The following is a 1,283-nucleotide window of genomic DNA, read 5'->3' as shown; positions in this document are numbered from 1 at the left end:
ATGATCATATTTGATCGGACACTGCGGGGCTATGGCGAATCGGCACAAGACACCCGCAACCGACTGGTCACCTATCTTGAGCACGCTATTGAGTCCCCGTACCGGGGGGACGAGGCGCTGCAACATCGTAACAGCGAGGCAGCTAAATACTTGGATGACATAGGAAAATCTTTGGCTGCCATAAAGCCGCCAGACCGCTACCATGAAACTATGCTTCAGGATATTCGTCAGCAATATCATTCGCTTATCGAGCAACGCTGGAGGATCGTCGAGCAGTCAGAGGGGGCAATTCCCGGCCCACTCATTGGGATGCTTGTTGCTTGGTTGACGCTCATTTTCGCCAGTTTTGGATACCGAGCGCCACGTAATTCAATGGTGATAGGAATGTTCATCGTTTCTTCAATGCTTATCGCGGCTTCCGTATATCTGGTATTGGATATGGACGTGCCATTTCACGGTCCTATCCAGATATCCGACGAGCCTCTGCGCAGGGCGCTCGCCGTAATGCAGCTTTAAGGAAGCAGGGCGCGCTTGTGTTCTGGATGATGACCTCGTGGCGGACTACATCAAAGTTCGATATTGGCCGATAGCTACCCCTGGAGAATTTCTGCAATGGGTCATAGCGGCGGCTTTCAACGCGCTGTGCAGTGCATTTCCGGCCCCTGATAGCCCCACACCACGATGGCCTCGCCATGGTGCTCCCATAGACTCTCATTTTGTCCCTGGTAGCGCGCGCCGCTTGCGGTCTGTTCTAGGTACATCAGCGAACTGCGGTCACCGAACTCGACGATGGCCGTGGGCGGCTCGGTGCGGAAGAAGCGGGCAACCACTTCCTTGGCCGGGTTGCCGTCACACTGGTAGAACACCGGGCCGGTGGCCTCGACCAGCCGGTAGCGCGCCTGCAGTTCGGCGATGCGCAGGCGGTAGCTGTCGGCGATGCAGGCGGGCTGGTCCGCGCTTTTCCAGCAATCGTTGCGGCCTTTGATCCAGCCCCGTTGCTCGGTCTTGAGCACCGGCGGATGTTCATTGCCGGCCTTCTGCTGCGCGGCTGTGTAGACCTCGGCCATTTTCCGGTCCATTGCCGAGAGCCGCTCGCTCTGGCAGATCTGTTGTTCGATGCTGCCGGCCTCGACCTGAGTGCAGTTGAAGGCAGGTCCCGCAGCTAGGGTGTGCGACAGAGGCAGGGTGAGCAGCAGGGGAAGCCAGTGCTTCATGGGAACCACCATTAGCGATTCAGAATACTGGGCTCAGTCTAGCTCTGCGCTGACTGACGTGGAGGGTGG

Annotated in this window: 2 protein-coding genes; one reads left to right on the top strand and one right to left on the bottom strand. The window is 57.7% G+C overall.

The features are described from left to right. On the top strand, positions 1-516 hold a 516-nt coding region (locus BJQ17_RS00035), incomplete at its 5' end, for a DUF4239 domain-containing protein (protein ID WP_070095329.1). A gap of 116 nt (positions 517-632) precedes the next feature. On the opposite strand, the gene BJQ17_RS00030 is transcribed toward BJQ17_RS00035, so the two are convergent. Next, the gene (locus BJQ17_RS00030) at positions 633-1,214 is read right to left on the bottom strand and encodes an MliC family protein (RefSeq protein WP_070095328.1); all 582 of its coding nucleotides are present in this window, start codon (positions 1,212-1,214) and stop codon (positions 633-635) included. Positions 1,215-1,283 lie beyond the last annotated feature (69 nt).

Origin of the sequence: Pseudomonas sp. NBRC 111139 (assembly GCF_001753955.1) — a bacterium.
GTDB lineage: Bacteria > Pseudomonadota > Gammaproteobacteria > Pseudomonadales > Pseudomonadaceae > Aquipseudomonas > Aquipseudomonas alloputida.
The sequence above is the reverse complement of the archived record's forward strand: the minus strand, read 5'-3'. Positions and strand labels throughout refer to the sequence as shown.